This is a genomic window from Streptomyces fumanus (assembly GCF_014655295.1).
Classification (GTDB): Bacteria; Actinomycetota; Actinomycetes; order Streptomycetales; family Streptomycetaceae; genus Streptomyces; species Streptomyces fumanus.
In genome coordinates, this window is record NZ_BNBI01000012.1 from 180,687 (window position 1) to 206,411 (window position 25,725).

General features: G+C 72.4%; 20 protein-coding genes. 4 read left to right on the forward strand and 16 right to left on the reverse strand.

Translation table 11 applies throughout. The annotated features are described in order from the left end of the window. Positions 1–182: 182 nt before the first annotated feature. The 6 genes from IE316_RS26400 to IE316_RS26425 form a co-directional block, all read right to left on the reverse strand. Complete coding sequence (locus tag IE316_RS26400) at positions 183–794, reverse strand: TetR/AcrR family transcriptional regulator (RefSeq protein ID WP_190206973.1); 612 nt, start codon at positions 792–794, stop codon at positions 183–185. Positions 795–812: 18 nt separating this feature from the next. Further along, positions 813–1,847, reverse strand: a complete 1,035-nt coding sequence (locus tag IE316_RS26405) for an agmatine deiminase family protein (protein ID WP_190206974.1) — start codon at positions 1,845–1,847, stop codon at positions 813–815. 11 nt (positions 1,848–1,858) lie between these two features. Next, on the reverse strand, positions 1,859–3,568 hold the full coding sequence (locus IE316_RS26410) for an urease subunit alpha (RefSeq protein ID WP_190206975.1): 1,710 nt from the start codon (positions 3,566–3,568) through the stop codon (positions 1,859–1,861). Beyond that, on the reverse strand, positions 3,565–4,260 hold the full coding sequence (ureA, locus tag IE316_RS26415) for an urease subunit gamma (RefSeq protein WP_190206976.1): 696 nt from the start codon (positions 4,258–4,260) through the stop codon (positions 3,565–3,567). Before ureA ends, IE316_RS26410 begins: the two co-directional genes overlap by 4 nt. A 144-nt stretch (positions 4,261–4,404) precedes the next feature. Continuing rightward, positions 4,405–5,493: a branched-chain amino acid aminotransferase gene (locus IE316_RS26420; RefSeq protein ID WP_190206977.1), complete on the reverse strand. Its 1,089-nt coding sequence runs from the start codon at positions 5,491–5,493 to the stop codon at positions 4,405–4,407. A gap of 240 nt (positions 5,494–5,733) precedes the next feature. Continuing rightward, positions 5,734–6,777, reverse strand: a complete 1,044-nt coding sequence (locus IE316_RS26425) for a 3-isopropylmalate dehydrogenase (RefSeq protein ID WP_190206978.1) — start codon at positions 6,775–6,777, stop codon at positions 5,734–5,736. Between the two features lie 129 nt (positions 6,778–6,906). Here IE316_RS26425 and IE316_RS26430 point away from each other — a divergent pair, with 129 nt between their 5' ends. Further along, a complete protein-coding gene (locus IE316_RS26430) occupies positions 6,907–8,466 on the forward strand; it encodes a purple acid phosphatase family protein (RefSeq protein WP_190206979.1) in 1,560 nt (519 codons plus the stop codon). 10 nt (positions 8,467–8,476) lie between these two features. Here IE316_RS26430 and IE316_RS36015 read toward each other — a convergent pair whose 3' ends face one another. The 3 genes from IE316_RS36015 to IE316_RS26440 form a co-directional block, all read right to left on the reverse strand. After that, on the reverse strand, positions 8,477–8,608 hold the full coding sequence (locus IE316_RS36015) for a hypothetical protein (RefSeq protein ID WP_268257653.1): 132 nt from the start codon (positions 8,606–8,608) through the stop codon (positions 8,477–8,479). A 298-nt stretch (positions 8,609–8,906) separates the two neighbouring features. After that, the gene (pruA, locus tag IE316_RS26435) at positions 8,907–10,538 is read right to left on the reverse strand and encodes an L-glutamate gamma-semialdehyde dehydrogenase (RefSeq protein WP_190206980.1); all 1,632 of its coding nucleotides are present in this window, start codon (positions 10,536–10,538) and stop codon (positions 8,907–8,909) included. 45 nt (positions 10,539–10,583) lie between these two features. Further along, positions 10,584–11,510 carry a proline dehydrogenase family protein gene (locus IE316_RS26440; protein WP_190206981.1) on the reverse strand — a complete coding sequence of 309 codons (927 nt, stop codon included), beginning with the start codon at positions 11,508–11,510 and terminating at the stop codon, positions 10,584–10,586. 111 nt (positions 11,511–11,621) lie between these two features. Between IE316_RS26440 and IE316_RS26445 the strand changes: the two genes are divergently transcribed. Beyond that, complete coding sequence (locus IE316_RS26445) at positions 11,622–12,884, forward strand: helix-turn-helix domain-containing protein (RefSeq protein WP_190206982.1); 1,263 nt, start codon at positions 11,622–11,624, stop codon at positions 12,882–12,884. An 88-nt stretch (positions 12,885–12,972) separates the two neighbouring features. Here the strand turns inward: IE316_RS26445 and serA are convergent, their stop codons facing one another. The 6 genes from serA to IE316_RS26475 all read right to left on the reverse strand — a co-directional run bounded on the left by serA (position 12,973) and on the right by IE316_RS26475 (position 23,058). After that, entirely contained in the window at positions 12,973–14,562 is a 1,590-nt protein-coding gene (gene serA, locus IE316_RS26450; protein WP_190206983.1) for a phosphoglycerate dehydrogenase, read from the reverse strand. A 242-nt stretch (positions 14,563–14,804) separates the two neighbouring features. After that, entirely contained in the window at positions 14,805–15,803 is a 999-nt protein-coding gene (ilvC, locus tag IE316_RS26455; protein ID WP_190206984.1) for a ketol-acid reductoisomerase, read from the reverse strand. Between the two features lie 118 nt (positions 15,804–15,921). Continuing rightward, positions 15,922–16,446, reverse strand: coding sequence for an acetolactate synthase small subunit (gene ilvN, locus IE316_RS26460; protein ID WP_190206985.1), 525 nt, complete (start codon positions 16,444–16,446; stop codon positions 15,922–15,924). A 21-nt stretch (positions 16,447–16,467) separates the two neighbouring features. Continuing rightward, positions 16,468–18,318 carry an acetolactate synthase large subunit gene (locus tag IE316_RS26465; RefSeq protein ID WP_190206986.1) on the reverse strand — a complete coding sequence of 617 codons (1,851 nt, stop codon included), beginning with the start codon at positions 18,316–18,318 and terminating at the stop codon, positions 16,468–16,470. Positions 18,319–18,561: 243 nt separating this feature from the next. Then, positions 18,562–21,606, reverse strand: coding sequence for a putative bifunctional diguanylate cyclase/phosphodiesterase (locus IE316_RS26470; RefSeq protein ID WP_190206987.1), 3,045 nt, complete (start codon positions 21,604–21,606; stop codon positions 18,562–18,564). 489 nt (positions 21,607–22,095) lie between these two features. Next, positions 22,096–23,058 (reverse strand): 2-hydroxyacid dehydrogenase, encoded by a 963-nt coding sequence (locus IE316_RS26475; protein ID WP_190206988.1) that lies wholly within the window; start codon positions 23,056–23,058, stop codon positions 22,096–22,098. 110 nt (positions 23,059–23,168) lie between these two features. Here IE316_RS26475 and IE316_RS26480 point away from each other — a divergent pair, with 110 nt between their 5' ends. Next, on the forward strand, positions 23,169–24,167 hold the full coding sequence (locus IE316_RS26480) for an aldo/keto reductase (RefSeq protein ID WP_190206989.1): 999 nt from the start codon (positions 23,169–23,171) through the stop codon (positions 24,165–24,167). 127 nt (positions 24,168–24,294) lie between these two features. Then, positions 24,295–25,470 carry a PQQ-dependent sugar dehydrogenase gene (locus tag IE316_RS26485; RefSeq protein ID WP_190206990.1) on the forward strand — a complete coding sequence of 392 codons (1,176 nt, stop codon included), beginning with the start codon at positions 24,295–24,297 and terminating at the stop codon, positions 25,468–25,470. A 10-nt stretch (positions 25,471–25,480) separates the two neighbouring features. Here the strand turns inward: IE316_RS26485 and IE316_RS26490 are convergent, their stop codons facing one another. Beyond that, positions 25,481–25,720, reverse strand: a complete 240-nt coding sequence (locus IE316_RS26490; RefSeq protein WP_190206991.1) for a DUF6191 domain-containing protein — start codon at positions 25,718–25,720, stop codon at positions 25,481–25,483. Positions 25,721–25,725 lie beyond the last annotated feature (5 nt).

Here is a 25,725-nt window from a genome sequence, read left to right on the forward strand (position 1 = left end):
GAAAACGAAAAAACCCCTCGCGGGTGCGAGAGGTCTGCGCGCGGGTCGAGGACGACGGTGTCCGCCCGTACCTGGTCGTACGTGGCGGTCACTGCGGACCGGCGCGCCTGCTGCCAATAATCATGGCGAACGAGAGCACGTCGGCAGTCAACCACAGTTACCCGTGGTGTCCAGCGCCCGTCTCACGATGCGGTCGGCCGTGGGGTCAGGTGTTCGTCCAGGAACTCCCGTACGTGGGTAAGGACGCGCCGCCGGTCGGTGCCGCGCAGGCCGATCGCCACATGGATGGCGAAGCCGTCGAGGAGGGCGCGCAGCCGGGTGGCGAACCGGTCGGGGTCGACGGCGCGGAACTCCCCGCGCGAGACGCCCTCGGCCAGCAGCGCGGTCAGGTCGCGGTGCCAGGCGCCCTCGATGGCGGCCTGCCGGTCGCGGGCGTCGTCGGGGGCGTTCTGCGACCGGTTCCACACCTCCAGCCAGAGCGTCCAGTGCGGGTCGCGGTGGCCGTCGGGCACGTACAGCTCCACGTACGCGTCCAGGCGGTCGCGGGCGCTGCCGGGCCGGGTGAGGAGCCGGCCGCGCTCGGCGCCGAGCCGGCCCTCGCTCCACTCCAGGGTCTGCAGCAGCAGTTCGTCCTTGGTACGGAAGTAGTACAGGAGGTGGCCGCTGCTCATGCCGACCTCGCGGCCGAGCGCGGCCATGGTGAGCCGCTCCAGGCCGCGTTCGGCGATCATCGCCATGGCGGCCGCGAGGAGGTCCTCCCGCGGCGGCGCCGGTCTGCGCCCACCACCGGCCATCGCTGCTCTCCCCGGGTCCTAGATCTTCGGCTGCTGCTGCGTGATGCAGTGGATGCCGCCGCCGCCCGCGAAGATCGTACGCGCGTCGACCAGGGTGACCGCGCGCCCCGGGTACAGACGGCGGAAGACGCCGGCCGCGAGGTCGTCGCGGGGGTCGTCGAAGGCGCACAGGACGACGCCGCCGTTGCAGACGTAGTGGTTGATGTAGGAGTAGTCGGCCCAGTGCCCGTCGGCCTCCAGGACGGTGGGCGCGGCGACCTCGACCACCTCCAGGCGGCGGCCCCGGGCGTCGGTGGCGGACTTCAGGATGCCGATGGCCTCCCGGGTGACCTCGTGGTCGGGGTGGGCCGGGTCGGGCTGGTGGTGGGCGACGACCACGCCGGGGCCGGCGAAGGCGGCGACGATGTCGACGTGGCCGAGGGTGCCGTACCCGTGCGGCGGGTAGTCGGCGGTCAGGCCGCGCGGCAGCCAGATCGCCTTGCGGGTGCCGAGGTGGGCGTGGATCTCGGCCTCGACCTGTTCCCTGGTCCAGCCGGGGTTGCGTTCGGGGCCGAGTTGCACGGTCTCGGTGAGCAGCACGGTGCCCTCGCCGTCGACGTGGATGCCGCCGCCCTCGTTGACCAGCTCCGAGGCGTACGTACGGACCCCGGCCAGGCCGGCGACCTCGCGGGCGATCTTCGCGTCGTGCTCCCAGCGGGCCCACTCCTGCGCGCCCCAGCCGTTGAACGTCCAGTCCACGGCGGCCAGTCGGGTGCCGTCGGTCAGGAAGGTCGGGCCGATGTCCCTCATCCAGGCGTCGTCCAGCTCCCGCTCGACGGTGTCGATGCCGTCGCCGAGCAGCTCCCGCGCCCCGGCGGACTGGCCCGGCCCGCACACCACCGTCACCGGTTCGAAGCGGCGCACCGCGCGGGCCACGGAGGCCCAGGCGCGGCGGGCGGCGGCCAGCTCGCCGGGGTCGTCGAAGGTGGGGTTGGGGCCGGGCCAGGCCATCCAGGTGCGCTCGTGCGGGGCCCACTCGGGGGGCATGCGGAAGCCGTCGGCGGCGGGGGTCATGGCGGGCACCTTCACAGGAAGTAGAGACGGTTGAGGGAGACGGACTCGGCCGGTCCGGAGCGGACCGGTGCGCCGTCCAGGGTGACCAGCCCGGTCCGCTGGTCCACGTCGACCTGGCCGGTACGGGTGTTGCGCAGCAGGTCGGCCGGGCCGATGCCCCGGGTGCCGCGCACCGCGACCCGGCGCCGGCGGGTCGGCATCCGGTCCCGGCCCTGGTCGAGGGCGGCGCGGGCGACGAAGGCCACCGATATCTCGGCCGGGGTCGCGCCGTGGGCGCCGAACTGGGGGCCCAGCACGAGGGGCTCGCAGGTGTCGGTGGCCGCGTTGGGGTCGCCGGTCACGCCGTACGCGGGGAAGCCGGACTTCAGGACGAGCTGCGGTTTGGCGCCGAAGTACTCCGGCCGCCACAGCACGATGTCGGCGAGCTTGCCGACCTCGATCGAGCCGACCTCGTGGGCCAGGCCGTGGGCGATGGCCGGGTTGATGGTGAGCTTGGCGATGTAGCGCAGGACCCGCTCGTTGTCGTGGTCCTCGGGGGCGCCGAACTGGGCCTTCATCTTCCCGGCCATCGCGAAGGTGCGCCGCACGGTCTCGCCGGCCCGGCCCATGCCCTGCGCGTCGGAGGAGGTGATGCCGATCGCGCCCAGGTCGTGCAGCACGTCCTCGGCGCCCATGGTGGAGGCGCGGATGCGGTCGCGGGCCATGGCGACGTCGCCCGGCAGGTCGGTCTTCAGGTCGTGGACCGAGACGATCATGCCGTAGTGCTCGGCGACGGCGTCCCGGCCGAACGGCAGGGTGGGGTTGGTGGAGGAGCCGATGACGTTCGGGACGCCGGCCATCTTCAGCACGTTCGGGACGTGTCCGCCGCCGCAGCCCTCGATGTGGAAGGCGTGGATGGTGCGGCCCTCCAGCACCCGCAGGGTGTCCTCCACCGACAGGCACTCGTTGAGGCCGTCGCTGTGCAGGGCGACCTGCACGTCGTGCTCCTCGGCGACCCGCAGGGCGGTGTCCAGGGCGCGGGTGTGGGCGCCCATGTCCTCGTGCACCTTGAACCCGCAGGCGCCGCCCTCGGCCAGCGCCTCGACCAGCGGCGCCGGGTGGGAGGACGAGCCCCGGCCGAGGAAGCCGATGTTGACCGGCCAGGCGTCGAACGCGTCGAAGGCGTGCCTCAGCGCCCAGGGCGAGTTGACCCCGACGCCCCACACCGGGCCGAACTCCTGCCCGATGACGGTCGTGACGCCGGAGGCGAGGGACGCCTCCATGATCCGCGGGGAGAGCAGGTGGACGTGGGTGTCGACGGCCCCGGCGGTGGCGATCAGGCCCTCGCCGGAGACGATGGACGTGCCGGTGCCGACCACCACGTCGACGCCGTCCAGGGTGTCGGGGTTGCCGGCCCGGCCGATGGCGTGGATGCGGCCCTCGCGGATGCCGATGGACACCTTGCGCACGCCGAGCACCGCGTCGATCACGACCACGTTGCTGATCACCACGTCGCAGGTGTCGCGGACGGCGGCGGCCTTCAGATGCAGTCCGTCCCGGGCGGTCTTGCCGAACCCGGCCAGGAACTCGTCCCCGTACCGCTGCGCGTCCGACTCCACCTGGATCACCAGCCCCGAGTCGCCGAGCCGCAGCCGGTCGCCGGCCCGGGGGCCGTGGGTGGCGGCGTACTCGTGCGGGGTCAGGTGCCGGGGTGCGGCCGGGTGTCCGCCGGGCCGGCTCATCGCCGCTCCTCCGGCACGCTCGCGCCGAGGTAGCCGCAGGCGGCGGCCCGCCGCAGCGCCTCCGCCCGGGCGCCCGGCGCGTCCAGCGGCCCGTCGACCAGACCGGCGAAGCCGATCACGACCCGCTCGCCCCCGATCGGCACCAGTCCGACCTCCAGGCTCTCCCCCGGCCCGAACCGCACGGACGACCCCGCCGGCACCGCCAGCCGCATCCCGTAGGCCCGCTCGCGGTCGAAGTCCAGGCGCGGGTTGGCCTCGAAGAAGTGGAAGTGGGAGGTGACCGAGACCGGCACGGACGCGGTGTTGGTGACCGGCAGTTGCACCGCCGCCGCGGGCTCCGGGTGGGCCGGACCGGGCAGCAGCGCCCCCGGCGCGTCCGGGCCCAGTCCGCCGCCGATCGGGTCGGTGACGATCGCGAGCCGCGAGCCGTCGTCGAAGACCGCCTCCACGTGCACCTCGGTGACCACGTCCGCCACCCCGGGCAGCACGTCGTCGGGACCGAGCACCGACCGGGCGCGGTCCACCGCCTCGGCGAGCCGGGCGCCGTCGCGGGCCGCCTCGCAGACCGTGTCGGCGATCAGCGCGGTCGCCTCCGGCACATTGAGCCGGACACCGCGCGCCCGGCGGGCTCGGGCGAGTTCGGCGGCCGAGAACAGCAGCAGCCGGTCGCGTTCCGTGGGGGTCAGACGCACGACGGGACACCTCCTTGGTTAGAGCAGCACTCTAAACCGAAGACGCGCGTACGCCAACGCCCCCTTCTTCTGGTTCGAGCGGCGCTCGAAAACGCCGAAGGCCGCCCGGACGAGTCGTCCGGGCGGCCCGATGGGCGTCTGGGCTCAGGCCAGCGTGTGCATCCAGCCGTGGGTGTCCTCGGCGGTGCCGCGCTGGATGTCGAGCAGCGCGCGGCGCAGCCTCATCGTGACCTCGCCGGGCTCGCCGCCGCCCTGCTGCCACTCGCCGCCGGCCCGCTTGACGGTGCCGACCGGTGTGATCACGGCGGCGGTGCCGCAGGCGAAGACCTCGGTGAGGGTGCCGTTCTCCGCGTCGCGCTGCCACTGGTCGACGGAGATCCGGCCCTCCTCGGCCGCGTACCCGAGGTCACGGGCGACGGTGAGCAGGGAGTCGCGGGTGACGCCCTCCAGGATGGAGCCGGTCAGCGAGGGCGTCACGATCCGGTCGCCGTACACGAAGTACAGGTTCATGCCGCCCAGCTCCTCGACCCACTGGCGCTCGATGGCGTCGAGGTAGCAGACCTGGTCGCAGCCCTTGGCGGCGGCCTCGGCCTGGGCGAGCAGGGACGCGGCGTAGTTGCCGCCGGTCTTGGCGTCGCCCATGCCGCCGGGGACGGCACGCACCCGGTCCTCGGAGACCCAGATGGAGACCGGCTTCACCCCGCCGGGGAAGTAGGCGCCGGCCGGGGAGGCGATGACCAGGAAGAGGTACTCGTTGGCGGGCTTCACACCGAGCCCGACCTCGGTCGCGATCATGAAGGGGCGCAGGTAGAGGGATTCCTCGCCGCCGTGTGCCGGGACCCACGCCTGGTCCTGGCGGACCAGCGCGTCGCACGCCTCGATGAAGGTCTCCACCGGCAGCTCCGGCATCCCCAGCCGCCGCGCGGACGCCTGGAAGCGCTCGGCGTTCTTCTCGGGGCGGAAGGTGGCGACGGACCCGTCGGGGCGGCGGTACGCCTTCAACCCCTCGAAGATCTCCTGCGCGTAGTGCAGGACCATGGTGGCCGGGTCGAGGGAGAGCGGGGCGTACGGGACGAGCTGGCCGTCGTGCCAGCCGCGGCCCTCGGTCCACTTGATCGTCACCATGTGGTCGGTGAAGTGGCGGCCGAACCCGGGGTGGGCCAGGATCGCCTCCCGCTCCCCGGCGGAGAGCGGGTGGGCGGACGGCTTGAGCTCGATCGTGGGCGTCGTCATCAGTTGGGTGTCCTTCACCGGTTGTAGTGACGGGCCGCGCTCACGCCAGTACTGCCAGTGGCCAGTGCCAGGACGTCCGAGCTTTCCCTCGTCCCGCGGCTCCGCGTTCGATTATCGCAAGGGGAGCACGCGGAAGAAATCGGCGTGAAAGCGGCTCAGGGGAAGATGGTCGCACCCGGCGGGGACATGCGGAAGCCGCCGGGTGTCGTGACCCGGCGGCTTCGCTGCGGAACCGACGGATCAGCCGGCTACGCGTACGGCGAGGGCGTCGCCGATCTCGGAGGTGGAGCGGGCGGGCTTGCCGACGCGCTCGGCGAGGTCGGCGGCGACCGCCTCCTCGATCCGGGTCGCCTCGGCCTCGTGGCCGAGGTGGCGCAGCAGCAGGGCGACGGAGAGCACGGTGGCGCTGGGGTCGGCCTTGCCCTGGCCGGCGATGTCGGGCGCGGAGCCGTGCACCGGCTCGAACATCGAGGGGTACTCGCCGGACGGGTTGATGTTCCCGCTGGCGGCGACGCCGATGCCGCCGGAGACGGCCGCGGCGAGGTCGGTGATGATGTCGCCGAACAGGTTGTCGGTGACGATGACGTCGAACCGCTCGGGCTGGGTGACCAGGTAGATGGTGGCCGCGTCGACGTGCATGTACTCGGTGCTGACCTCGGGGAACTCCTCGGCCACCCGGTTGAAGACGTTCGTCCACAGGTGGCCCGCGAAGGTCAGCACGTTGTTCTTGTGGATCAGCGCGAGCTTCTTGCGGGGGCGGGCCTGGGCGCGGGCGAAGGCGTCGCGGACCACCCGCTCGACCCCGTAGGCGGTGTTGACGGAGACCTCGGTGGCGACCTCGTGGGGCGTGCCCTTGCGGATCGTGCCGCCGTTGCCGGTGTACGGGCCCTCGGTGCCCTCGCGGACCACGACGAAGTCGATGACCGGCTCGCCCTTCAGCGGCGTGGCCACGCCGGGCAGCAGCTTGCTGGGCCGCAGGTTGACGTGGTGGTCGAAGGCGAAGCGGAGCTTGAGCAGGAAGCCGCGCTCCAGGACGCCGGAGGGCACCGACGGGTCGCCGATGGCGCCGAGCAGGATGGCGTCGTGCCGCTTGAGGGCGTCGAGGTCGGCGTCGGTGAGGGTCTCACCGGTCGCGTGGTAGCGGCGGGCGCCGAAGTCGTACTCCTTGGTCTCCAGCTTCACATCCTGCGGGAGGACGGCGGAGAGGACCTTGAGACCTTCGGCCACGACCTCCTGGCCGATGCCGTCGCCGGGAATGACTGCGAGATCGATGCTGCGAGACATGTCGCGCACCCTACTCCCCGTCCCATGGGATGACACAGGCCGTCCGGCATTCGGACGGCGGTTTTTCGTCGGCGGGCGTTCACCCGTTCGCCGGGCGGGTGTTGGCGGGCGGCGGGAAGTCCTTGGGGCATGGAGATCCCCGACTTCGGCGTCCCGCCCGAGCTGGCGCGCCGGATGAGCATGGCGGAGCGGTACGAGTATCTGCGGGACCGGCTGACCCGCCGGCGGGCGCTGGTGACGGCGGGCGCGGTGGCCGGCGGGCTGCTGACCGGGTGTTCCGGCGGCAGCGGGACCCGGGTGGCGCGGCCGGCGCCGCCCGCGTCGGTGACGGTGTCGGGGGCGGGTCTGGCGCCGTTCGGCCGTCATCTCGCCTTCGGCGCGGACCCGATGCGGCAGATGCGGGTCTCCTGGCAGGTGCCGCTGCCGGTGCGCCGCCCGTACCTCCGGGTGGGAGTGCGCCCCGATGAACTGAGCCGGCGCATTCCGGCGGAGGTCCGCGCGCTGCGCACTCCGGCGCTTCAGGGGGCGCGTCCGGCCGTGGAGCAGTATTACTGCCATGTCGCGCTGGACGGGCTGCGCCCCGGCACGACGTACTACTACGGCGTCGGCCACGACGGCTTCGACCCGGCGGCGGCACCGCACCGCGCCACCGTCACGCCCTTCCGTACCGCGCCGGCGGCCCCGGAGCGGTTCGTGTTCACCGCCTTCGGCGACCAGGGCGTCGGCCCCGACGCGGCCGGCAACAACGGCGCGCTGCTACGCCGGGCACCCGCCTTCCACCTGCACGCGGGCGACATCTGCTACGCGGACGACAAGGGGCAGGGCAAGGCGTCGGACCTGTACGACGCACGGCAGTGGGACCGGTTCCTGCGGCAGACCGAGCCGGTGGCACGGTCGGTGCCGTGGATGGTGACGACCGGCAACCACGACATGGAGGCGTGGTACTCACCCGACGGCTACGGCGGCCAGCTCGCCCGGTTCGCCCTGCCGGACAACGGCGTCGACCCGCGCACGGCACCGGGCGTGTACGCCTTCCGGTACGGCAACGTGGGGGTGGTGGCGCTGGACGCCAACGACGTGTCGTACGAGATCCGCGCCAACCTCGGGGTCACCGGCGGCCGGCAGACCCGCTGGCTGGCGCGGACGCTGGCGAAGCTGCGGGCGGCGGACGGCATCGACTTCGTCGTCGTCTTCTTCCACCACTGCGCGTACTCCACCTCGACGCACGCCTCGGACGGCGGGGTGCGGGCCGCGTGGGAGCCGCTGTTCACCGAGCACCGGGTGGACCTGGTGATCAACGGGCACAACCACGTCTACGAGCGGACGGACGCGCTCCGCGGCGGCGAGGTCGGCCGGGCCGTCCCCATCGGCGGGTCCACCGACCCGGCCCGGGACGGCACGGTCTACGTCACCGCGGGCGGCGGCGGCCGGGAGCTGTACGGCTTCCCGGCGGGCGTGCCGGAGAGCTACGCGGGCCACCCGGCCGACCGGGAGTCGGTCGACAGCTTCCGCTGGAACCGGTCCGGGCACCGCACGGCCGAGACCGTGACGTGGTCCCGGGTGCGCTACCGGGGCTTCTCCTACCTCGCGGTGGAGGCGGAGGCGGGCGCCGCGCCGACGCTGAGGGTGTCGGCGCTGACCCCGGCCGGGGAGCGCGTCGACCACTTCGAGGTGCGGCGCGGCGGGTGAGCGCGGCGGCTCAGTGACCGGTGGCGCCGCCGTTGTCCCGGCGGTCCAGGGCGCGCTGGAGGGCGGCGGCGGCGTTCTTCCGGTCGGTGTCGCTGGTACGGGAGAGGTGACGGACGCGGCGGCGGTCGGTCGTCTCGGCCATGGGAATCGACTCCTTCGGCACACGGGAGCTCGGAAGCGGATTGCGAGACGCCGGAAGGGGCGGGGAGCGTACCGGCCGCAGGGGTCACCTGCGCGGGGCCGGGCTCACCACGCCGTTCGCTGGATGCTGCGAGACGTTCGGCTCCTACAAAGCTAAGCGAGGAGCGCGCTCGTGTCTCCACAATTACTCGGACTTCCTACTATCTGAGACGGCGACCCCGGCCGCACCCCCGCGACCTGCGAAAAGACGGACGGGCCAGGTCGGGGGGTGACCTGGCCCGTCCGGCGCGGGGTGGGCGTCAGCCCATGTGCGGGTAGCGGTAGTCGGTCGGCGGGACCAGCGTCTCCTTGATGGCGCGGGTCAGGGTCCAGCGCATCAGGTTCTGCGGGGCGCCGGCCTTGTCGTTGGTGCCGGAGGCCCGGCCGCCGCCGAAGGGCTGCTGGCCGACGACGGCACCGGTCGACTTGTCGTTGATGTAGAAGTTGCCGGCCGCGTAGCGCAGCTTCTCCATCGTGTAGGCCGCCGCCGCGCGGTCGTTGGCGATGACCGAGCCGGTGAGCGCGTAGTCCGACACCGACTCCATCTGGGTCAGCATCTCGTCGTACTTCTCGTCGTCGTAGACGTACACCGCGAGGATCGGGCCGAAGTACTCGGTGGTGAAGACCTCGTTCTCCGGGTCGGTGCACTCGATGACGGTCGGGCGGACGAAGTAGCCGACCGAGTCGTCGTAGGAGCCGCCGGCCACGATGGTGCAGGCCGGGTCGGCCGCGGCGCGGTCGATGGCGGCCTTGTTCTTGGCGAAGGCGCGCTCGTCGATGACGGCGCCGATGAAGTTCGACAGGTCGGTGACGTCACCCATGGCGATGCCGTCGACCTCGGCCGCGAACTCCTCCTTGAAGCCGTCGTTCCAGATGGACGCCGGGATGTACGCGCGGGAGGTCGCCGAGCACTTCTGGCCCTGGTACTCGAAGGCACCGCGGGTCAGCGCCGTCTTGAGCACCGCGCGGTCGGCCGACGGGTGGGCGACCACGAAGTCCTTGCCGCCGGTCTCGCCGACCAGGCGCGGGTAGGTGCGGTACTTCTCGATGTTGTTGCCGACCGTCTTCCACAGGTGCTGGAAGGTCTTGGTCGAGCCGGTGAAGTGGATGCCGGCCAGGTCGCGGTGGTTCAGGGCGACCTCGGAGACCTCCAGGCCGTCGCCGGTGACGAGGTTGATGACGCCCTTGGGCAGCCCCGCCTCCTCCAGCAGCTCCATCATCAGCACGGCGGCGTGCGTCTGGGTCGGGGACGGCTTCCAGACCACCACGTTGCCCATCAGGGCCGGGGCGGTGGGCAGGTTGGCGGCGATGGCCGTGAAGTTGAACGGCGTGATCGCGTAGACGAAGCCCTCCAGCGGGCGGTGGTCCAGCCGGTTCCAGACGCCCGGGGCGTTGGCCGGGGGCTGCTCGGCGAGGATCTGCCGGGCGTAGGAGACGTTGAACCGCCAGAAGTCGACCAGCTCGCAGGGGGTGTCGATCTCGGCCTGCTGGGCGGTCTTGGACTGGCCGAGCATGGTGGAGGCGGCCAGCGTCTCGCGCCACGGGCCGGACAGCAGCTCGGCGGCGCGCAGGATGATCGCCGCGCGGTCGTCGAAGGACATCGCCCGCCAGGCGGGGGCCGCGGCGAGGGCGGCGTCGATGGCATCCCGGGCGTCCTGCTGGGTGGCGTTGCCGTACGTGCCCAGGCGGGCCTTGTGGTTGTGCGGCTGGACGACGTCGAAGCGCTCACCGCCGCCCATCCGCTTCTCGCCGCCGATGGTGCAGGGCAGGTCGATCGGGTTCTCGGCCAGCTCCTTGAGTTTGGCCTCCAGCCGGGCGCGCTCGGGCGAGCCGGGGGCGTAGCCGTGCACCGGCTCGTTGACGGGGGTGGGGACCTGGGTCACAGCGTCCATGGGTTCCGTAACTCCTTGATGTGAGCGGTGTTGCGAGCGGGCGGCTCAGCCCTTGGTGACCATCGAGCGCGCGAAGAACCGGAGGTTCGCCGGCTTCTCCGCCAGACGGCGCATGAAGTAGCCGTACCAGTCGGTGCCGTAGGCGGTGTAGACGCGCATGCGGTGGCCCTCCGCGGCCAGCCGCAGGTGCTCCTCGCCGCGGATGCCGTACAGCATCTGGAACTCGTACTCGTCGAGCTTGCGGCCGGCCCGGTGGGCGAGTTCCTGGGCGATGCTGATCAGACGCGGGTCGTGCGACCCGATCATCGGGTAGCCGTCGCCCTCCATCAGCGTCTTCAGGATGCGGACGTACGCCTTGTCGATCTCGTGCTTCTGCTGGTAGGCGACCTCGGCGGGCTCCTTGTAGGCGCCCTTCACCAACCGTACGCGGCTGCCGGCGGCGGCGAGGCGGCGCGCGTCGGCCTCGGTACGGAACAGGTACGCCTGGATCACGCAGCCGGTCTGGGGGAAGTCCTTCCGCAGTTCCTCGTGGATGGCGAACATCGAGTCGAGGGTGGTGTGGTCCTCGGCGTCCAGGGTGACCGTGGTGCCGATGGCGGCGGCGGCCTCGACGACCGGACGGACGTTCCGCAGCGCCAGCTCGTGGCCGCCGTCCAGCGCCTGGCCGAACATCGACAGCTTCACGGACATCTCCGCGCGGGTGCCCAGGTCGAGCGGCCTGAGCCGGTCGATCAGCTCCAGGTAGGCGTCGCGGGCGGCCTCGGCCTGCTCGGGGGTGGTGATGTCCTCGCCGACGACGTCCATCGTCAGCTCCAGGCCCCGGTCGGTGAGATCGCGGACGATGGGGACGATCTCGTCGACGTTCTCACCGGGGATGAAGCGGTCCACGACCTGCTTGGTCACGGGAGCCGCCGAGACCAGACGTCGCATCCGGTCGCTGCGCGACGCGGCGAGAATCACGGGACCCAGCACGGGGCACCTCCACTTGCGAAAACACAGGCTCTGCCACCGTGAAACCTAGGGACTGCTCCGATCCTCGGCCATCGACACCTGTCACGCATCCGTGCCGCGGATCTCAGACAGATGTATGAAGGCCGGTGGAGTGTGCGCGAGAATGTCCGGGTGACGTCGGATTTCAGGGGTGACTACCAGGAGCTGGTCGACGAGATCTCGGAACTGCTGGGCGCCCCCGCGACCCTGGAGAACCGCGACTTCGGGCTGATCGCCTTCGGCGCGTACGACAGCGAGGGCGACCTCGATCCGTCGGCGCTGGACCCGGTCCGGGCCCGCTCGATCCTGACCCGGCGCTCCACCCCGGCGGTCCGCGCCTGGTTCGAGGGCTTCGGCATCACCCGGGCGACCGGCCCGGTCCGCATCCCGCCCACCCCGGAGGCGGGCGTCCACCGGGGCCGGATCTGCCTGCCGGTACGGCACCGGGGCGTCGTCCTCGGCTATGTCTGGCTGCTGGACACCGACCCCGGCCCCACCGGGCGCCAGCTCGCCGCGGCCATGGACGTCACCGCCCGGATCGGCGCGCTGCTCGCCGACGAGGCCCAGCACGGCGCCGACCTCAGCCGCGAGCTGCGGGCCGTGCTCACCGCCGGGGACACCTGGCAGCGGGACCTGGCCGTCACGGAACTGCGCGGCGCCCTCGGCCCCCGCGCCGAGGTCCCGCACACCCTGGTCTGCGTCGCCCCCTGGCCCTCCGCCGACCCCGACGACGCGCCGAGCGTGCGTACGGTGCCGGGGGCGGCGGCGCTGTGCACCCTGCCCTGGGGACCGGCGGCGCACGCCCTGGCCCTGCTGATCCGGCTGCGCTCCGCCGACACCCCGGCCCCGGCGATCACGGCGGCGACCCGGCTGCTGGAACGGGCCGGCGGCCTCGGCGGGACACCGCACGGCACCGCCGCGACCGGGGCCGCCGCCGGGGTCGCCACCGCCCGGACCGGGCTGGCGGAGCTGGGGGCGGCCTGGCGGGAGGCGTCCGCCGCCGCGCGGGCGGCGCTCGCGGAGCCCCGGTTCGGCCCGGTGGCGCAGTGGGCGTCGATCGGCCCGTACCGTCTGCTGACCGCGCTGCCCCCGGGGGCCGCGCACGACCCCGCCGTACGGTCCCTGCTCTCCCCCGCCCACCGCGAGCTGGCCCGCACCGCCGAGGTCTACCTCGACCACGCCGGCCAGGCGGGCCGCACGGCCGCGGCCCTCGGCGTGCACCGCCAGACCCTGTACTACCGCCTCGCCCGCGTCGAGCAGCTCACCGGCCTCGACCTGGACGACGGCGAACACCGCCTGCTGCTGCACATGACCCTCAAGGCGCACCGCCTGGGGCCCGGTCCGGGCAGGCCGTGAGAGTCAGCTCGTCCGGCGCTTGAGGACGGGGCCCGTCCGGGGCCGGAAGCGGGGGCCCGGGGGCAGGGGCCCCCGGACCGGCGGCCACTTAGGCCAGGTTGACCGAGCGAGCCGACGTCGCGCCGATCTCCGCCGCGAGTTCGGCCAGCACCCCGGGGGCCACCGTGTCGTCGACGGTCAGGACCGCGAGGGCCTCGCCGCCCACCGTGGCCCGGGCGACCTGCATGCCGGCGATGTTGATGCCCGCCTCCCCGAGGATGCGGCCGACGGTGCCGACGACGCCGGGACGGTCCTCGTAGCGCAGGACCACCATGTGGTCAGCGAGCGCCAGGTCGACGTCGTACTCGCCGACCGCGACGATCTTCTGGAGGTGCTTGGGGCCGGCCAGCGTGCCGGAGACCGAGACCTCCTCGCCGCCGGTGAGGGTGCCGCGCACCGTCACCACGTTGCGGTACTCGGTCGACTCCGAGCTGGTGGTCAGCCGCACCTCGACGCCGCGCTCCTGGGCGAACAGCGGGGCGTTGACGTACGACACCGTCTCGTCGACGACGTCCTCGAAGACGCCCTTGAGCGCGGAGAGCTCCAGCACCTTCACGTCGTGCTGGGTGATCTCGCCGTACACCTCGACGTCGAGGCGGACGGCGACCTCCCCGGCGAGCGCGGTGAAGATCCGGCCGAGGCGCTCGGCCAGCGGCAGCCCGGGGCGCACGTCCTCGGCGATGACCCCGCCCTGCACATTGACCGCGTCCGGGACCAGCTCGCCGGCGAGCGCGAGCCGCACCGACTTGGCGACCGCGATGCCGGCCTTCTCCTGGGCCTCGTCGGTGGAGGCGCCGAGGTGGGGGGTGGCGACCACCTGGTCGAACTCGAACAGCGGCGAGTCCGTGCACGGCTCCTTGGCGTACACGTCCAGACCGGCGCCGGCGACCCGGCCCTCCTTGAGCGCCGAGTACAGCGCCTCCTCGTCGACGATGCCGCCGCGCGCGGCGTTGACGATGCGGACGCTGGGCTTGACCTTGCGCAGCGCCTCGTCGCCGATCAGACCGAGGGTCTCGGGGGTCTTGGGCAGGTGGACGGTGATGAAGTCGGAGACCTCCAGCAGCTCGTCCAGCGTCAGCACCTTGACGCCCATCTGCGCGGCCCGCGCGGGCTGTACGTAGGGGTCGTAGGCGACGACCTTCATACCGAAGGCGGACATCCGCTGGGCGACCAGGGCGCCGATGCGGCCCAGGCCGACCACGCCGAGGGTCTTCTCGGCCAGCTCGACACCGGTGTACTTGCTCCGCTTCCACTCGCCGTTCTTCAGCGCGGCGTTGGCCTGCGGAATGTTGCGGGCGGTGGCGAGGATCAGACCGCAGGCCAGCTCGGCGGCGGTCACGATGTTGGAGGTCGGGGCGTTGACGACCATCACGCCGGCCTTGGTGGCGGCGGCGACGTCCACGTTGTCCAGGCCGACGCCGGCTCGTGCGACGACCTTGAGTTTCTTCGCGGCGGCGATGGCCTCGGCGTCGACCTTGGTGGCCGAGCGGATCAGGATCGCGTCCACGTCGGCGATGGCGGGGAGCAGTTCCGCCCGGTCCGCTCCGTTGCAGTGGCGGATCTCGAAGTCGGGTCCGAGCGCGTCCACGGTCGCGGGCGACAGCTCTTCAGCGATGAGTACGACGGGGTTCGAGCTCACGTGGGTCCTCACAAGTCCAATGCGGACGGCCGTCCCGACGGCCGCAGGCGGTGGAGGGTTGCCAGCCGCGTGGAAGACGCACGACGCTGTGGGCCTGACGCGATTGTTGTGCAGCAGTGTAGTGGCGCCGGGTACGTCGTCTTACGCCGCTGCGGAAGGATCACCCGTCCGATGCTGGACGGGTTGGACAACGGATGGACGACGGGGCCGGAGCGGTCCGCCCCGGCCCCTGCCGACGAGGCTTACGCCTCCTCGTCGACCCAGCTCATGAGCTTGCGCAGCTCCTTGCCGGTGGTCTCCAGCAGGTGCTCGGAGTCCTGCTTCTTGTACTCGTTGTACTTCTTCAGGCCGCCGTGGTACTCGTCCATCCAGTTCTTGGCGAAGGTGCCGTCCTGGATCTCGGCGAGGACCTTCTTCATCTCGGCCTTGGTGGCGTCGGTGATGATCCGCGGGCCGGTGACGTAGTCGCCCCACTCGGCGGTCTCGGAGATCGACCAGCGCATCTTCTCCAGGCCGCCCTCGTACATGAGGTCGACGATCAGCTTCAGCTCGTGCAGGCACTCGAAGTAGGCGATCTCCGGCTGGTAACCGGCCTCGACCAGGGTCTCGAAGCCCGCCTTCACCAGCGCCGAGGTGCCGCCGCACAGCACGGCCTGCTCACCGAAGAGGTCGGTCTCGGTCTCCTCGGTGAAGGTCGTCTTGATGACGCCCGCGCGGGTGCCGCCGATGCCCTTGGCGTACGACAGGGCCAGCGCGAAGGCGTTGCCGGAGGCGTCCTGCTCGACGGCGGCGATGCAGGGCACGCCGCGCCCCTCCTCGTACTGACGGCGCACCAGGTGGCCGGGGCCCTTGGGGGCGACCATGCAGACGTCCACGCCGGCCGGGGGCTTGATGAAGCCGTAGCGGATGTTCAGGCCGTGGCCGAAGAACAGGGCGTCGCCGTCCTTGAGGTTGCCGGCGATGTGCTCCTCGTAGACCTGGGCCTGGATCGGGTCCGGGACCAGGATCATGATGACGTCGGCCTCGGCGGCGGCCTCGGCGGGGCTGACCACGCGCAGGCCCTGCTCCTCGGCCTTCGCCTTGGACTTGGAGCCCTCGTGCAGACCGACGCGCACATCGACGCCGGAGTCGCGCAGCGACAGGGCGTGGGCGTGGCCCTGGCTGCCGTAACCGATGACCGCGACCTTGCGGCCCTGGATGATGGACAGGTCGGCGTCGGCGTCGTAGAACAGCTCGGCCACTTTGGGTTCTCTCCTTGTGTACGGGTGTCGCGTCCCACCGTATGCCGGTGGGGGGAGGGGACGTCTCAGGGTCTCGGAATACGGGCGGCCGGGGCTGGCCGGCCGCCCGGTTCCGGTGTCAGGCGGACCGGTCGAGCGCGCGCAGCGAGCGGTCCGTGATCGAACGGGCGCCGCGTCCGATGGCGATCGTGCCGGACTGCACCAGCTCCTTGATGCCGTACGGCTCCAGCATCTTGAGCATGGCGGACAGCTTCTCGCCGGAACCGGTGGCCTCGATCGTGACGGCCTCCGGGGAGACGTCCACGGTCTTGGCGCGGAACAACTGCACGATCTCGACGATCTGGGAGCGCGTCTCGTTGTCGGCGCGCACCTTCACCAGGACCAGTTCGCGCTGGACCGCCTGGGCGGGCTCCAGTTCGACGATCTTCAGCACCTCGACCAGCTTGTTGAGCTGCTTGGTGACCTGCTCCAGCGGCAGTTCCTCCACGCCGACCACGATGGTGATGCGGGAGATGTCGGGGTGCTCGGTGACACCGACGGCGAGCGAGTCGATGTTGAAGCCGCGGCGGGAGAAGAGGGCGGCGATCCGGGCCAGGATGCCCGGCTTGTTCTCCACCAGGACGGAGAGCGTGTGCTTGGACATGGTCTGCTTCCTTTACGGCTCTCAGTCGTCTGCGTTGTCGCCGAAGTCGGGGCGGACGTCCCGGGCGGCCATGATCTCGTCGTTGGAGGTGCCGGCGGCGACCATCGGCCACACCATCGCGTCCTCGTGGACGATGAAGTCCACCACGACCGGGCGGTCGTTGATCGCGTTGGCCTCCTCGATCACCTTGTCCAGGTCGGCCGGGTCCTCGCAGCGGATGGCGTGGCAGCCCATCGCCTCCGCCAGCTTCACGAAGTCCGGGACGCGGGTGCCGCGGGCCGCCGGGTTGATGTCGTCCGGGCCGGAGTGCAGCACGGTGTTGGAGTAGCGCTGGTTGTAGAAGAGCGTCTGCCACTGGCGGACCATGCCGAGGGCGCCGTTGTTGATGATGGCGACCTTGATCGGGATGTTGTTCAGGGCGCAGGTGGTCAGTTCCTGATTGGTCATCTGGAAGCAGCCGTCGCCGTCGATCGCCCAGACGGTCCGCTCGGGTGCGCCGGCCTTGGCGCCCATGGCGGCCGGGACGGCGTACCCCATCGTCCCGGCGCCGCCGGAGTTCAGCCAGGTGGCGGGCTTGTCGTAGGCGATGAAGTGCGCGGCCCACATCTGGTGCTGGCCGACGCCCGCGGCGAAGATCGTGCCCTCCGGGGCGAGTCGGCCGATGCGCTCGATGACCTGCTGCGGCGAGAGCGAGCCGTCGGCCGGCTGGTCGTAGCCGAGCGGGTAGGTCTCGCGCCAGCGGTTGAGGTCCTTCCACCAGGCGGCGTAGTCGCCCTGGCCGCCCTCGCTGTGCTCCTTCTGCACGGCCTGGATCAGGTCGGCGATGACCTCGCGGGCGTCGCCCACGATCGGCACGTCGGCGGCCCGGTTCTTGCCGATCTCGGCCGGGTCGATGTCGGCGTGCACGATCTTGGCGTGCGGGGCGAAGCTGTCCAGCCTGCCGGTGACGCGGTCGTCGAAGCGGGCGCCGAGGGCGACGATCAGGTCGGCCTTCTGCAGCGCGGTGACGGCGGTGACCGAACCGTGCATGCCCGGCATGCCCACGTGCAGCGGGTGGCTGTCGGGGAACGCGCCGAGCGCCATCAGGGTGGTGGTGACGGGCGCGCCGGTCAGTTCGGCGAGGACCTTCAGCTCGGCGGTGGCCCGGGCCTTGAGGACGCCGCCGCCGACGTAGAGGACGGGCCGCTTGGCGGCGGTGATCAGCTTGGCGGCCTCGCGGATCTGCTTGGCGTGCGGCTTGGTCACCGGGCGGTAGCCGGGCAGGTCCATGGTGGGCGGCCAGGAGAAGGTGGTCTTCGCCTGGAGGGCGTCCTTGGCGATGTCGACCAGGACCGGGCCGGGGCGGCCGGTGGAGGCGATGTGGAACGCCTGCGCGATCACCCGGGGGATGTCCTCGGCCTTGGTGACCAGGAAGTTGTGCTTGGTGATCGGCATGCTGATGCCGACGATGTCCGCCTCCTGGAAGGCGTCGGTGCCGATCGAGGAGGAGGCGACCTGGCCGGTGATGGCGACCATCGGCACCGAGTCCATGTGCGCGTCGGCGATCGGGGTCACCAGGTTGGTCGCGCCGGGGCCCGAGGTGGCCATGCAGACGCCGACCTTGCCGGTGGCCAGCGCGTACCCCTCGGCGGCGTGGCCCGCGCCCTGCTCGTGCCGGACCAGGACGTGCCGCACCCGGGTGGAGTCCATCATCGGGTCGTACGCGGGAAGGATCGCACCGCCGGGAATGCCGAACACCGTGTCGGCCCCGACCTCCTCGAGAGAACGGATGAGGGACTGCGCGCCCGTGACGTGCTCGACGGTCGTGGACTGCTGTCCTCCGGATCGGGGCCGCGGCTGCGGATGATGGGCCCCGGTGGCCTGCTCGGTCATCGTCATTCTCTTCTCGATGCTGAGGGTTTTAGCAACTTTTGTGCGGTCTGTGACCGCCGGTCGGCAGGTGCTGGTGCAACAAAAAACCCCTCGTGCCAGAAGGCAAGCGAGGGGAGCGCGCCGGGTGTGGGTCGCTGGGATTCCGGGTCGGTCCGGACGTCACCAGCTTCAGCCGACGCGCTGTCCAAGTACGAGAATTCGGGTGCGCATGGAACTGACCCTCCCCCCGGCACGCACTCACTGTCAAGTGGGTGGGACGGGAGTCTCATCATGTGAACGCAGGGCCGTGCCGCCGCCCAGGACGACGGGGATCATCTCGGGATTCCTGCTGGTCGGCAGGGGGCCTCCGCCGACCGGGTAGACGCCGGTGCCGCCCGGGTAGCGGGGTTCGGCCGGGCCGTGCGGCACCGGGTAGCCGCCCGTGCCGAGCGCCCTGCGCAGCCGGTACTCGTCCAGCGGGCCGGAGAAGGCCATGCCCTGCCCGTGGGTGCAGCCCATCGCGCGCAGGGCGACCACCTGCTCGGGCAGGTCCACCCCGTCGGCCACCGACTGCAGCCCGAGGTCGCCGGCGATCCGCAGCAGCCCACTGGTGATCTTGTGCAGCCGGGCGGACTCCACGACGCCCTCGACCAGGCCCCGGTCGAGCTTGACGATGTCGACGGGGAGCCGCCGCAGGGCCGCGATGGCCGCCTGGCCGCCGCCGAAGCCGTCCAGCGCGATGCGTACGCCGACCCGGCGCAGCGCGGTCAGCCGGCGCTCCAGCTCGTCCAGGCCGATCCGGGGGTCGGGGTCGGCCAGCTCGATCACCAGGGAGCCGGGCGGCAGCCCGTGCCGGGTCAGCAGGCCCTCGACGGAGCCCAGCGGCATCGAGCGGTCCAGCAGCCGCCGGGCGCCGACCCGGACCGCCACGGGCGCGGTGGCACCGGCGGCGGCCCGCTCGGCGGCCTGCTCGACCGCCTCCTGGAGGATCCACCGGTCCAGCTCGGCGGTCCTGTCGCTGTCCTCGGCGACCCGCAGGAACTCGGCGGGCGTGAACAGCACCCCCTGCGAGGAGCGCCAGCGCGCCTGCGCGCAGACCGACGCGATCCGGCCGTCGGCCAGGGACACCACCGGCTGGTGCAGCAGCGTGAACTCGCCGTCGTGCAGCGCGGCCCGCAGCCGGGTGGCCAGCTCCGCCTTGCGGACGACGTCCTGCTGCATCTGCGGCTTGTACAGCTCCACCCGGCCCTTGCCGCCGGCTTTGGCCCGGTACATGGCCAGGTCGGCGTTGCGCAGCAACTCCCCCGCGTCGAGGCCGGGTTCGGCGAAGGCGACGCCGATGGAGGCGTTGACCCGGACGTCGTTGCCGTCGATGAGGTAGGGCTGGGACAGCGTCAGCCTGAGGCGGTCGGCGAGTTCCAGGATGTGCCGTTCGCGGGCGGAGCGGTCCCGGGTGCCGTCCCCGACGATCAGGGCCGCGAACTCGTCGCCGCCCAGCCGGGAGGCGGTGTCGCCCTGCCGGACCGCCTCCTGGAGTCTGCGGGCGGCCTGGACGAGCAGCTCGTCCCCGGCCTGATGCCCGATCGTGTCGTTGACGGCCTTGAAGCCGTCGAGGTCGATGAAGAGCACGGCGGTGCCGCGCAGGGCGGTGCCCCGGTCGGAGGCGCGGCGGCCGGACAGGGCCTGCTGGACGCGCTTGGTGAACAGGGCGCGGTTGGGCAGGTCGGTGAGCGGGTCGTGCTCGGCGTTGTGCTGGAGCTGGGCCTGGAGGCGGACCCGCTCGGTCACGTCCCGGCTGTTGAAGATCAGCCCGCCCTGGTGGCGGTTGACGGTGGACTCGACGTTGAGCCAGCCGCCGTCGCCGGACCGGAAGCGGCACTCGATGCGCGTGGTGGGTTCCTCCACCGGGTTGGCGGCGAGGAACCGGCGGACCTCGTGCACCACGCGGCCCAGGTCCTCGGGGTGGATCAGCCCGGCCAGTTCGCTGCCGACCAGTTCCTCGGCGGGGCGGCCGTAGACCCCGGCAGCGGCCGGGGAGACGTACCGCAGCACCCCGTTGGGCGCGGCGATCATGATGACGTCGCTGGAACCCTGCACCAGGGAGCGGAAGTGGTTCTCCTTCTGGGCCAGTTCCTGGGTGAGGGTGATGTTGTCGAGCAGCATGATGCCCTGCCGCACCACCAGGGCGAGCACGACGGTGCCGCAGGTCAGCAGGACCACGCGGTCGACGCTGTGCCCGTTGAGCACGTTGTAGAGGATGCCCAGGGTGCAGACGGCGGCGGCCAGGTAGGGCGTGAGCGCGGCCAGCGACCCGGTGAGCGGGCGGGCGGCCGGGTAGCGGCTGTGCTCGCCGCCCGGCAGGGGCATCGCGGGCGGGCGGGCGGCGCCGCGCTGCCCGGGCAGGTGCTCGCGCACCACGCGCGTGTGCCCGCCGCCGTCGCCCTCGTCGGCCCGCCGCCCGTGCCGCGACCCGGCCCAGGGGGCGTACGCCAGCAGCAGCGAACCGGCGAACCAGCCCGCGTCGAGCAACTGCCCGGAGCGGTAGCTGTGGTGGAGCAGCGGCGAGGTGAACAGGGCGTCGCACATCACGGTCAGCGCCAGCGCGCCGATCGCGGTGTTGACCGCGGAGCGGTACACCGCCGAGCGCCGGAAGTGCAGCGCCAGCACGATGCTGACCAGGGCGATGTCCAGCAGCGGATAGGCCAGCGACAGCGCGGTGTGGGCCACGCTGGAGCCGTCGGCCTGGGCGGCCTGGGCCAGCGCCAGGCTCCAGGCCAGGGTGAGCAGCGAACCGCCGATCAGCCAGGCGTCCAGCCCGAGGCAGACCCAGCCGGCCTTGGTCGCCGGCCGTTTGGCGAACACCAGCAGGCCGACGATGGCGGGCGGCGCGAAACAGAGGAAGAACAGGTCCGCGTAGCTGGGGCTGGGCACCGGCCGCTGGAGGACGACCTCGTACCACCCCCAGACCAGGTTCCCCAGGGACGCCATCGCGGAGGACAGGGCGAACAGCAGCCAGGCCGGCCGGAAGCGCACCAGGGGGCGGCGGGCGTAGAGGAAGCAGGAGACGGCGGCGGCCGCGGCGGCGGCGCCCAGCCCGAAGTCCCCCATGATCAAGGCGAGCCGCTCGGAGCCCCAGCCGAACGCGGAGCCGACGGCGTAGACCGCGCAGACCAGGGCCAGCGCGAGTTGACGGGCCAGCCCGGTCCCGCCGCCGGTGCCGGCCGACGGCCGGGTCAGCAGCGGTCCGGGGGCCGGACGGGTGCGCAGCGCTCCGTCGAGCGTGGGCGCGGGAGGCGGCGGCGAGGTCACCGGAGCCTCCCGGTCCGTGCGGCCGCCCGGCCCCGCGGGGCCAGCAGCGCTGGATGAGCGGGCTTCCCGCAGCTTCCGTGCCGCCGTCGACGGTGGCCGTGCTGGCCACCGTGGTGGCCGTGCTGGCCACCGTGGTGGCCGTGCTGGCCCCGTCGGCGCGCGGTCGTGCGCCAGGGCCGTCGACGGCGGCTCCGCCGCGTCGGATCGTGCGTCCACAGACCGTGCATCGCCCGTCGCCCCCCTCACAGTCTCCATGTCCATCCCCGGCGCCGAACGGTGCGCGGCGCAGCCCCTGTCGGGACGATACACCAGTCTCGTCACTCAGGGACATAGGTTCTCTACGCTCCGTGACGACCAGCACTTATACGAGTACCCGCCGCGCCCGAAAGGTTGCGGAGGGTGCCCGACGCCGATTACGCGGTTGTTGCGACGGGTGCGCCGGTCGCACCGGTCACGTGCGGAATGCACCCGAGGCGCCGGATGTCCGGATCACCCGCCCGACTCCCCCGTCGTAAGGATCACGTTGCGCAGGGGCTCGCGGTTCACGAAACGGGTCAACTGGTCCGCGAGCAGCCTCCGGGCGCGCGGCCGGAACGCCGAGGACGGCCCGCCGACGTGCGGGCTGATCAGTACGCCCGGCGCCTGCCACAGGGGGTGGCCGGGCGGCAGCGGCTCGGGGTCGGTGACGTCCAGGGCGGCGGTGAGCCGGCCGCTCTCCAGTTCGGCGAGGAGCGCCTTGGTCTCGACGACCGGGCCGCGGGCGACGTTGACCAGCAGGGCGCCGTCCTTCATCCGGGCCAGGAAATCGGCGTTCACCAGGTGGCGGGTGGTCTCGGTGAGCGGCGTGGCCAGGATGACGACGTCCGCGTCCGGGAGCAGCGCGGGCAGATCGGTGAGCGGATGCACCGGCCCGCGCGCCGTAGTGCGCGCGGAGCGCGCGACGCGCGCCACCCGCGCGACCTCGAATGGAGTGAGCCGGTCCTCGATGGCGGAGCCGATCGCTCCGTAGCCGACGATCAGCACGGACCGGTCGGCGAGCGCCGGGTGGAAACCGCCCTCCCAGCGCTCCTGCTGCTGCGCCCGGACGAAGCCCGGGACGCCGCGCAGCGAGGCGAGGGTCAGGGTGAGCGCGAGTTCGGCGGTGCTGGCCTCGTGCACACCGCGCGCGTTGCACAGCCGTACGCCCGGCCCGAGCGCGGAGACCGGCCCCATGACGTCGTCGACGCCGGCGGTCAGCGTCTGCACCACCCGCACACCGCTCAGGTGCGCCAGCGGCCGGACCCGCACGGGCAGCGGCGTCATGTACGGCACGACGTAGAAGACGCACTCCGCGGGGTCGCCGGGGAACTCCTGCCGTCCGTCCTCGCCTCCGTCCCAGAACAGGTACCGGGGGCCCGCGGGGAGCCCCTCGATCTCGTCCGGCGGGATGGGCAGCCACACGTCAGCACTCATGGTCAGGAGGCTATGTCAGGCGGCAGCCCTCATGGTCAGGAGGCTATGTCAGGCGGCCGGAGCCGCAGAGGTTAGGTTGGGGTGGCCTAACGAGGGAGGGTCACGACCAGGTGGAGCGCAGGACGATCGGCGCGTCGGCACTCGCGGTGGGGGCCGTCGGGCTGGGGTGCATGCCGATGAGCTGGGCGTACAGCGCGTCGCGGCAGCGGGGCGACGAGTCGCTCAGGACCGTGCACCGGGCGCTGGACCTGGGCTCGTCCCTGCTGGACACCGCCGACATGTACGGGCCGTTCACCAACGAGCTGCTGCTGGGGCGGGTGTTGCGGCAGCGGCGGGCGGACGCCTTCGTGTCGACGAAGGTCGGTCTGCTCGTCGGCGACCAGCACATCGTGGCCAACGGCCGCCCCGGGTACGTCAGACGGGCCTGCGACGCCTCGCTGCGCCGGCTCCAGACCGATGTCATCGACCTCTACCAGTTGCACCGCCCCGACCCGGAGGTCCCCATCGAGGAGACCTGGGGCGCGATGGCGGAACTGGTCCGGGCCGGGAAGGTGCGGGCACTGGGGCTGTGCGCGGTCGGTGCCCGGTCGGCGCGGCGGGGCAGGGCGGGGCTGTACGACGCGACGGTACGGCAGTTGGAGCGGGTGCAGCAGGTCTTCCCGGTGAGCGCGGTGCAGGCCGAGCTGTCGGTGTGGTCGCCGGAGGCCCTGGAGACGCTGCTGCCGTGGTGCCAGGCGCGGGGTGTCGGGTTCCTCGCGGCGATGCCGCTGGGCAACGGGTTCCTCACCGGCACGCTGCGGCCCGGGGCGGGCTTCGAACCGGACGACCTGCGGGCCCGGCACCCCCGGTTCACCGCCGAGATGATGGCCGCCAACCAGCCGATCGTGGTGGGCCTGCGCCGGATCGCGGCCCGGCACGGGGAGGCGGTCACGCCCGCGCAGGTGGCGCTGGCCTGGGTGCTGGCGCAGGGCCGCCAGGTGATCCCGGTGCCGGGTGCCAAGCGGGAGCGCTGGGTGACGGAGAACGCCGCGGCGACCGCGCTGCGGCTGACCGCGGAGGACCTGGCGGAGGTGGGGGCGCTGCCGGCGGCGCTGGGGTCGTGGGAGTAGCCGGGTCGGGGGTTGGGGGGGTAGCCGGGTCCGTGTCGCGGGGGTGACCGGTTCGGGGCGGCGTGATCGGGAACCTGGGAGGCGCGAGCGGTGTAAGACAAGGAGAACTCGCCGCGTCGAAGGGACCATGATCGTGCAATGCCGAGCAGGGGCGGCCGTATGGGCCGCCGCCGCGCTTCTGCTGACGGCCGGCTGCTCCTCCAGCGGCGGAGGCGACTCCTCCGCCGGTGTGGGCAGCGCCCCCTGGGACCGCACCGCGTCCCCGCGGTCGTCGCCCGCGCAGCGGCCCACGGAGGAGGCCGCGCCCGCGAAGGGCTCGGTGACGGTGGGCCGTACCGTCGCCACCGGCCTGGACAGCCCCTGGGGTCTCGCCGCGCTGCCCGGCGGGGACCTGCTGGTCTCCTCCCGGGACGAGGGCACCCTCACCCGGATCGACGGCAAGACCGGCGAGAAGACCGAGGTGGGCGAGGTGCCCGGCGTCTCCGCGGCCGGTGAGGGCGGTCTGCTCGGCATAGCCCTCTCCCCCGACCACGCGGCGGACCGCATGGTCTACGCGTACTTCACCTCCGCCTCGGACAATCGCGTCGTCCGGATGCTGTACGACCCGGCGAAGCCGTCCGGCGAGCAGTTGGGTGCCCCGGACACGGTCTTCAAGGGCATCCCCCAGGGCTTCGTGCACAACGGCGGGCGGATCGCCTTCGGCCCGGACCGGATGCTGTACGTCGGCACGGGCGAGAGCGGCGAGACCGGTCTGTCCCAGGACCGGGACTCCCTCGGCGGCAAGATCCTTCGGCTGACCCCGGAGGGCGAGCCGGCCCCGGGCAACCCGTTCCCGGACTCTCCCGTCTACTCCTACGGCCACCGCAATGTGCAGGGCCTGGCCTGGGACGCCAAGCAGCGGCTGTTCGCCTCCGAGTTCGGCCAGGACACCTGGGACGAGCTGAACGCGATCAGGCCGGGTGACAACTACGGCTGGCCCGAGGCCGAGGGCCGGTCGGGCGACGACGCCTTCCACGACCCGATAGCCCAGTGGCGCACCGACGACGCCTCCCCCAGCGGGGTCGCCTACGCCGAGGGCTCGCTGTGGATGGCGGGGCTGCGCGGCGAGAAGCTGTGGCGGGTCCCGCTGAAGGGCACCCGGGCCGCGGCCGACCCCCAGCCCTTCCTGGACGGCGAGTACGGCCGGCTGCGCACGGTGGTCGCGGCCGGCGGGAACAAGCTGTGGCTGGTCACCAGCAACACGGACGGGCGGGGCGACCCGAAGAAGGGGGACGACCGCGTCCTGGAGCTGACGGTGAAGTAGCCACTCCTCTTCAGTCCCCGGCCGCTTCGGGCTTCTCCGTGGCGTCGGCGTCGGCGTCCTCGGACTCGGACCCCGACTCCGTCTCCTGCTGCTTCGGCAGTCGTACGACGACCTTCCCGGAGGTGAGATCTATCGGACCGCGTCCGGCGTCGCCGTCGCCGACGTCCTCCCGGGTCAGCTCCAGCCGGTTCTGCTCGTCACGGGTGTGCTTGCGCCCAGGTGCGAACAGCTCCTCGAAGGCGTTGAACACGGGAC